The 6,739-nt window shown below is 46.8% G+C and carries 10 protein-coding genes; 4 read left to right on the top strand and 6 right to left on the bottom strand.

Annotation, left to right across the window (positions count from 1 at the left end):
• The 4 genes from MiAbW_RS18630 to MiAbW_RS18615 form a co-directional block, all read right to left on the bottom strand.
• The coding region (locus tag MiAbW_RS18630) for a S1 family peptidase (RefSeq protein ID WP_172967399.1) at positions 1-1,350 on the bottom strand (1,350 nt) is incomplete at its 3' end.
• Positions 1,351-1,389: 39 nt separating this feature from the next.
• Entirely contained in the window at positions 1,390-1,998 is a 609-nt protein-coding gene (locus MiAbW_RS18625) for a COP23 domain-containing protein (protein WP_002763038.1), read from the bottom strand.
• 59 nt (positions 1,999-2,057) lie between these two features.
• Positions 2,058-3,158 (bottom strand): S1C family serine protease, encoded by a 1,101-nt coding sequence (locus MiAbW_RS18620; protein ID WP_151697299.1) that lies wholly within the window; start codon positions 3,156-3,158, stop codon positions 2,058-2,060.
• Positions 3,159-3,301: 143 nt separating this feature from the next.
• On the bottom strand, positions 3,302-3,796 hold the full coding sequence (locus MiAbW_RS18615) for a tetratricopeptide repeat protein (protein WP_072924763.1): 495 nt from the start codon (positions 3,794-3,796) through the stop codon (positions 3,302-3,304).
• Positions 3,797-3,974: 178 nt separating this feature from the next.
• Here MiAbW_RS18615 and MiAbW_RS18610 point away from each other — a divergent pair, with 178 nt between their 5' ends.
• From MiAbW_RS18610 to MiAbW_RS18600, 4 genes are all read left to right on the top strand, one after another.
• Complete coding sequence (locus MiAbW_RS18610; RefSeq protein WP_002763043.1) at positions 3,975-4,532, top strand: Uma2 family endonuclease; 558 nt, start codon at positions 3,975-3,977, stop codon at positions 4,530-4,532.
• Positions 4,533-4,552: 20 nt separating this feature from the next.
• The gene (locus MiAbW_RS20300; protein ID WP_155120266.1) at positions 4,553-4,726 is read left to right on the top strand and encodes a hypothetical protein; all 174 of its coding nucleotides are present in this window, start codon (positions 4,553-4,555) and stop codon (positions 4,724-4,726) included.
• A 273-nt stretch (positions 4,727-4,999) separates the two neighbouring features.
• Entirely contained in the window at positions 5,000-5,191 is a 192-nt protein-coding gene (locus MiAbW_RS18605; RefSeq protein ID WP_238707346.1) for a DUF4160 domain-containing protein, read from the top strand.
• Complete coding sequence (locus MiAbW_RS18600) at positions 5,175-5,423, top strand: DUF2442 domain-containing protein (protein WP_002785172.1); 249 nt, start codon at positions 5,175-5,177, stop codon at positions 5,421-5,423. The genes MiAbW_RS18605 and MiAbW_RS18600 overlap by 17 nt, the downstream gene beginning before the upstream one ends.
• A 192-nt stretch (positions 5,424-5,615) precedes the next feature.
• Here the strand turns inward: MiAbW_RS18600 and MiAbW_RS18595 are convergent, their stop codons facing one another.
• Both MiAbW_RS18595 and MiAbW_RS18590 read right to left on the bottom strand, forming a co-directional pair.
• A complete protein-coding gene (locus MiAbW_RS18595) occupies positions 5,616-6,059 on the bottom strand; it encodes a type II toxin-antitoxin system VapC family toxin (RefSeq protein ID WP_002761104.1) in 444 nt (147 codons plus the stop codon).
• Positions 6,046-6,318 (bottom strand): DUF2281 domain-containing protein, encoded by a 273-nt coding sequence (locus MiAbW_RS18590; protein ID WP_151697298.1) that lies wholly within the window; start codon positions 6,316-6,318, stop codon positions 6,046-6,048. The genes MiAbW_RS18595 and MiAbW_RS18590 overlap by 14 nt, the downstream gene beginning before the upstream one ends.
• Between the last annotated feature and the right edge of the window lie 421 nt (positions 6,319-6,739).

Genomic DNA, 6,739 nt, shown 5'->3' with positions numbered 1-6,739 from the left:
GCCACTCATGCCCCCATAAGTGATGCTGGTATAAACTAATTCATACCCTCCGGTTAAAGAAGCAACACTTTGTAATGTTCCACTTTGTTGCGTGCTTAAGTCACTTTGGCGGGTTTCTATTAATCCCTGTTCTTTCTCGAGAATTATACCGCCACTAAACAACCATTTCGAGGGATTGTCGCCAATTTTGGGGAAGCCTGCAACAAAAACAAAATCCCTGGTATTTGGGTTATAATTCGCTATTTCCGCAACGGGATAATTGTCCAGGCTTTCAAACTGAAAAACTGCTAAATCTACCCCTTCCTGCCGGATGATGGTGCTTTTCTCGATGTTTCGAGTTTTGCCGTCGCTGGTGACGACGGTGTAGGTGTGATCGGGACAAGGTTCACTTGCAGCATCTTGACTTTCTTCCTTGTTCTCACATAATACATGGTCTGCGGTTAAAACCGTGTAAATATTGCCTTTTTTAGCGATAATTACGCCACTTCCATTGGCTGTACTGCTACTATCAATCCGGACGGTGAAACCCTTCGCTTTCGCTTCTAATTTGGCGATATAACCAGTATAGACGGTGGTTTCTATATCGGGGTTCACCTGCGGTAGGGGTAGGTTATAGGCGCTGAGGATTTCGGGACGGATGTAGGTTAATAGGGTATGAAGGGAAATGCCCCAGTTAACCGCTCTCATCTGTTGGATTTCCGCGTCTGTGGGTTTTGTACCGTCCTCGTAGATGTAGTTAGAGAGAATCGGATGGGCCGATCGCCCGTTAATGCCGATTAACTCATCCTCGAAAAAGATACCACCGCCACTCATTCCCTGCACGATATCGCCACTATAACCGACGCTGTAGCCCTCTTGGAGGGGTCGATCGCTTGTTTGTTCAATTTTCCCGTTATCGGTGGTGTACTGCCCCGTTTCTGCGGAATAACCGGTTACAGTGATATCTAGTTCCGCATCCGGGGAAATGGCGCGAATTTTAGCGATCGGATAATCCCGGGTATCGCTAAACTCCACTAGGGCCAGATCCTTATCTTTTAAAAGGGAATTCGGCGCGATCGAGGCTGTGCGGGTTTGGCCGTCGTGGGTTTGGATCTGTAGGGTGGTCGCGCCACGGGTAACGTGAGCGTTGGTCAAAACGAGATATATACTGCCTTTTTTCCCGATAATGATTCCCGATCCCCGATTTATCTCGCTAGTAATCTTAACAGTGACTTGACGGATCGATCGCTCGATCTGCGCGTCTGGGCTGTCTTCCGCCACGATCGCCGGAGCAGAGAAAGGGGATAGCGCTTTAACCGGTACGACGGGCAGAAGTAGGAGGCTTAGGAGTAGGGGAAAGGGTTTCAACATGATTATTATGGGGAAATTCGGGGTAAAACAGCGAAAATTCTAGCGGGTGGGAACGCAATTATTTTGCGGGCCAGCAGATCTCGTACCACAGGGTGCGTCGCGATCGGCGAGTGGTGCTTTGGCGAAAAACTCCGTCATCGAGATATAGGTTTTATCTCCGGAATTCTGGAGGAGCATATCCGAGCTTTTCCCCTCTAGGATGTCCATGAGTTGTTGCAAGACTAAATCTGGATTATCGTGGGGTTTAAGGGTAAAAAGTTGGCTATTACCATCGCAGGGATCGCCGGATCGTGAAACGCTGCAGATGATCGGGTATCCCTTCGCCCGGCCGGTGGTGAGATAGTTAAAACGCCCTTGATTATAGGCTTCCTGGAATTTTTTCGTGACTTCCTCGCAACGAACCGGGGAACGTTTGGAGAAATATTCCGATTTCCAGCCGATAATCCGCACATTGCCGCTCCTTTGGGGAATCCAAGCGAGGGTAGCGGGGATTTTTCCTCCCGATGCGCGATCGAACACCTCTTTACAGAAGAAGGTGACGCCATTCGGGGTGGTCGATTGGCTGAAACCGGGGGCGATACCACCGAGGAGGACAGTGGCGAGGAGGCCGACGCAAGCGAGACGGTGGGAAATATATCTAGAGTTCATAGGGATAGTTCCTCAGAAAATAGGGATTAGAATCGTGATTAGGGTCAAAATGGGATTATTTAAGGGTTAGCGGCGGCGTTGAGGGTGTAGCGACCCGATTCACCCCCTTCGCGAGAGGTAGCCACTAGGATATAAACTCCATCGGCGGGTAATTCGGTTACGAGTCGAGCGTTAAAATCCCCGGGGGCGCGATCGACGCGCTGGTCACTACGGGCGACCTGTGGGTATTTTGTCCCCTCGGAAGATTGGAGAACGCGATAGAGGACAAGATAGGGAGCGATCTCGTTGCTGTTCATATCCAGAACGATTTTCTGTCCGGCACGACCCTCGAACCCGTAATATTGTTGGTTTTGGTCTTTGGTCAAGTTGCCTTGAATGGTCTGACCGTTAAGAGGGAGGGCGAGTAACTGTATCCGCTCTTGCTGTCCTAATGTTGAGACGGTGGAGACATCGCCTGTTTTAACTGCGGTGAGGAAAGCTTGCAGGCGATCGAGGGAAACGGCGAAATTAATGCCGCTCTGGGTAAGGCCGATCGGGTTTCCCGCACCGTCGTAAACGTAACTCCCGATATCGCCTGCGACGTTAACCCCCACCACTTCCCCCCGTGAATTCAAAAGCGGCCCGCCGGAATTGCCTTTGTTGATATTAGCGTTGTGTTGCACAATGCCTTTTTCGGGGTCGAGACGGCTGATAATGCCCTGGGTGAGGGTGTTTTGATAGTCCTCGTTTAAGGGTGTGCCGATGGCGAAAACGCTTTCGCCGACTTTGGCGGAGTTCGGACGGGCGAGGGGAAGATAGGGCAGGTTTTGGCGGTTATAAATCCGCAGGACGGCTAAATCCACGCCATTTTTAGCGAAGCCGATCACGTCTGCCGAGGCCTGCTGTCCGTTGGAAAATTTCACCGTCACCACCCGGGGGCCGTCCGCAACAACGTGGGCGTTGGTAATGATGATACCGTCGGGACTGACCAGAAAGCCGCTACCGTGGCCGCTGCCATTTTTGACGGTGACGACGGCGGGGCTGGCTTTCTGATAGACTCTAGAAGCGGTCTGATCCTGCGCGAGGATGGGTGGAATGTTTTCCATCAGGAAGCCTCCGGGTTGAACCAGTAGGCCAGTGGTGGCCAGTAGCACCGATAGGGTGAAAGTAATTGGTTTCATCGGGTTGACTCCTCTTTAGTCGGGGGATACTTGCAAGGATGTTATCGTTGGTTTTTTCCCAATTATGCGATCAAGTTTTAAGTCTTCAGGTTGCTTTTTTCACAAAAGTTTAGAGGGGGAGAGCGATCGCTCTCCCTTGCAACTTACGCACCTATCTGCCGTAGTGCTTCTATGGCGCTGTTGTACATTTCTGTGTTTCCCTGCTGGCGAAATAATTCGGCGGCCGTTGTTAGATCGGCGATCGCATTTTGTCTCTGGTTAAATGCGAGATGGACGTATCCGCGGAAATGGTAAGCGTAGGCAGCGCGGGGGTTTAGTCGGATCGCGGTGTTCAGGTCTTGAAACGCCGGTCGCCATTGTTCGCGAATCGTGTAAATCATGCCCCGACCGAGGTAAGCTTCGGCATAGTCCGGATCGAGTTCGATCGCTCTGGTGAATTGAGCGAGGGCGAGATCATATTTTTCCTGTTGGATGTAGTTAATTCCCCGGTTAAAGTGGGCGATCGCTTCTTTGTAGTTCGCTTGAGCGATCCGGGTTTCGGCTGGTTGTCGGCTTTCTAGGGCCATAACGGGGCGAACAGTCGCGAGGGTGGAGAGGCCGATTAGGCTGACGGTGGTGAGAAGGGCAAAGGATTTCATGGGTAGTGCCTCGGTGAGGGTGATTTGAGCTTCTACCTAATTCATCGGTTGCTTTTTTGAGAATATGCAGGATAGGGCGATCAATTTTTTTTCCTTTCGGGTACAAAAGGAAAAAGCGCGGCAATCGGCATCGCTTTGTTATCATTTAGTGAAAAATACTTGTTTTTTTTGATGCAATATGGTAAGCAAATCCCCGACGATTACTGATGCGGAATTAATTCGCCTCAGTTGTCAGAACCCGGAATTAGGCTTTGAACGCAATGCAGATGGAACGTTAGTCACTATGCCCCCGATCGGAAGTATTTCAGCGAATCGAGAACTGAAAGCCGGCGCTCGCCTGCTCTACTGGGTCGAACAGAACGGGTTAGGAGAGGTATTTAGTTCTAGCGGCGGTTTTAAACTGGCCAATAGCGCGGTACGCTCTCCCGATGTGGCTTTCGTGGCGAGAGAACGTTTACCGTCCGGTTGGCAGGAAAGGGAGGATGAATTTCTCGATCTCGCGCCGGATTTCGTGATCGAGATCCGTTCTAAAACCGATAGTTTATCCAAGTTAAAGCGGAAAATGGAGGAGTATCGGGAGAACGGGGTGAAGTTAGGATGGTTGATTGATCGCCACAATAAACAGGCTTTCGTCTACCGTCAGGACGGGACGATTACCTGTTATCCCGAGAACGCGATTTTAAGCGGGGAAGATGTGGTTCCGGGGTTCACCCTAGCGCTAGAAATCTTGCTGTAAGATCGATCGCTTTTTTCGGGGTGAGATTCAAAATCGATCGAGTATCTAGACCGCGCCTAATTGCCGTAGGAATTGCAGGGCTTTTTCGCGTGCTGGCGCGTTCCCTTGCTGGCGGAACAGTTCGGCGGCTTGTCGGAAATCCTCGATCGCTTTTTCCTTGTCTAGCCGATAGACGTAAGGAAACCCAACAATAGACCCAAGGAAACCCAACAATAGACCCAAGGAAACCCAACAATAGACCCAAGGAAACCCAAAAAAAAGATTCAGACGGATTTAGGTGTTGGCTGTTGGGTTTCGCTCCGATGACCCAACCTAGGAAAGGATGCGATCGCTTTTCGTTCTCTAAAACAGTGATCGCACCAAGATGACAAGCACTGTAGCATAACCCACCGAATATTATAAAATTGATGGTGCGTTACATTTCATGCCAGAAATTTTCAGACTGGAAGGCTATGTTTTCTTTTTCTATGCCAGAAGGCAATGAACCCATGCACGTTCACGTTCGACGGGGCGGCGGATATGCTAAATTTTGGCTAGAGCCGCTAGAATTGGATTATGCTAAAGGTCTAAAAACCAAAGAAATTGTTCGGGCTGAAGTTATCATTACAGAAAATATAGAAATAATACGGAGGAAATGGCACGATGTATTTGGTACATGAAAGCATAGTAAAAGCTCAAAAAGTTTGGGTTGAAGATAAATGGATTTGTATTCGTTTAGAAGACGATAGAGAAATTCGTTTTCCTGCTTATAAAAATAAACGCTTATCAAAAGCAACCTTTGAACAATTAGCAGAGGTTGAGTTAATTTGTGATGGCACGGGATTACATTGGGAAACCTTAGATGAGGATTTGTCCATCATTGGCATTTTAGAAGGAAGATTGGGTGCTTAAATGTTAAATGCTAAAAAAAAATCGGCTCTACCGAACCTAGTAATCATAGCAATTACCGTCGGTTGGGTTGACGTAAAAAAAACCCAACAAAAAGATTCAGACAGATTTAGGTGTTGGCTGTTGGGTTTCGCTTTTCCCTGAGAATTGAGAGGTTTTCTTTAACATATTTATTCGCTCAACCCAAGCTAGGGACTAGAAATTTGGAAAAAGATTAATAAAGGGTTTTTTATTTTTCCAGCGATAGGTATTAAAATCTCGATTATCAATTGATAAGATACGTCCATTTCCTAACTCTTCTGCTAAGATAACTAGGGAGGCATCGGCTAAGTCCATTGGCAGACTTTGATATTGTTTCATAAGGTCTTGAATTCTTTCTAGATGAGTATTTTCAAGGTGGAATAATAGAAATTTTTGGGGATGTCTCTCAAATACGTTCATTAATTTTATTTGTTTTTCAACTCCTGTATAGAGATTTGGAGAACGTTGTAAAAGAAGATGACAACTTTCTGTTAAAACACACCAAGTTGTAATTAGTGGTTGAGAAGAATACTGTGCTAAGGTTTGCTGTGCTATTAGATGATATTGATCTTTATTGTTAAATAAAGCCACCCAGAATCCGGTATCAACGATGATCATATTTAGCTTTTAATCCTTCTTTGAGAACAGATTTATAATTAGTAGAAAGGTCGGATTCTGCACTAATACAACCGATTAATCCAGATTCTTTTAAAATCTCTAGGGTACTTTGATCTTCAGGGTTTATTTTTGCTGCCATCTCTGGCTTTTTTGCCAAGGAATAGCGTTTTTTTAATAACTCAATAAAATCAATCAGTAAGTTTTGTGCTTCTTCAGGTAATTGGTTAAGATCTTCTTGAATTTGTTCTAAGTTAATCATTAATTTTCCTCCGTTAAGGTTTTTAAATGGGCTGCTAATTTTTAAGCCACATAACGAATAATTTTAACTTCTGCTCCTTTATTAACAGGAATAGAATTATCGTCGATTGGATTGACCCAAGGAAACCCAACTATAGTATCATAGCAATTCCCGTCGATTGGGTTGACGTAAGGAAACCCAACAATAGACCCAAGGAAACCCAACAAAAAGATTCAGACGGATTTAGGTGTTGGCTATTGGGTTTCGCTTTTCCTGAGAATTGAGAGGTTTTCCTTAACCTATTGATTCGCTCAACCCAACCTTGTATATTGAGAGAAGTGGCAGACCGTCCCAACCTTGGTCAGAAAAGACCGCTTCGTAGCAAGGGTCACCACCATAATCTCCCTGACAAAACTCGAACAGTCGCCGGGGTCGTGGCGAA

Origin of the sequence: Microcystis aeruginosa NIES-4325 (genome assembly GCF_008974145.1) — a bacterium.
In the GTDB taxonomy this organism is placed as follows: Bacteria; Cyanobacteriota; Cyanobacteriia; order Cyanobacteriales; family Microcystaceae; genus Microcystis; species Microcystis aeruginosa_G.
Note: the sequence above shows the minus strand (reverse complement) of the source record. Positions and strands in the feature narration are given on the sequence as shown.

What these genes read in the sequence shown, in the direction of transcription:
- MiAbW_RS18590 (WP_151697298.1), bottom strand. Translation starts at nt 6,318, where the DNA reads ATGATTAACTTAGAACAAATTCAAGAAGATCTTAACCAATTACCTGAA.
- MiAbW_RS18600 (WP_002785172.1), top strand. Translation starts at nt 5,175, where the DNA reads ATGTATTTGGTACATGAAAGCATAGTAAAAGCTCAAAAAGTTTGGGTT.
- MiAbW_RS18620 (WP_151697299.1), bottom strand. Translation starts at nt 3,158, where the DNA reads ATGAAACCAATTACTTTCACCCTATCGGTGCTACTGGCCACCACTGGC.
- MiAbW_RS18605 (WP_238707346.1), top strand. Translation starts at nt 5,000, where the DNA reads ATGCCAGAAGGCAATGAACCCATGCACGTTCACGTTCGACGGGGCGGC.
- MiAbW_RS18595 (WP_002761104.1), bottom strand. Translation starts at nt 6,059, where the DNA reads ATGATCATCGTTGATACCGGATTCTGGGTGGCTTTATTTAACAATAAA.
- MiAbW_RS18610 (WP_002763043.1), top strand. Translation starts at nt 3,975, where the DNA reads ATGGTAAGCAAATCCCCGACGATTACTGATGCGGAATTAATTCGCCTC.
- MiAbW_RS18625 (WP_002763038.1), bottom strand. Translation starts at nt 1,998, where the DNA reads ATGAACTCTAGATATATTTCCCACCGTCTCGCTTGCGTCGGCCTCCTC.
- MiAbW_RS18615 (WP_072924763.1), bottom strand. Translation starts at nt 3,796, where the DNA reads ATGAAATCCTTTGCCCTTCTCACCACCGTCAGCCTAATCGGCCTCTCC.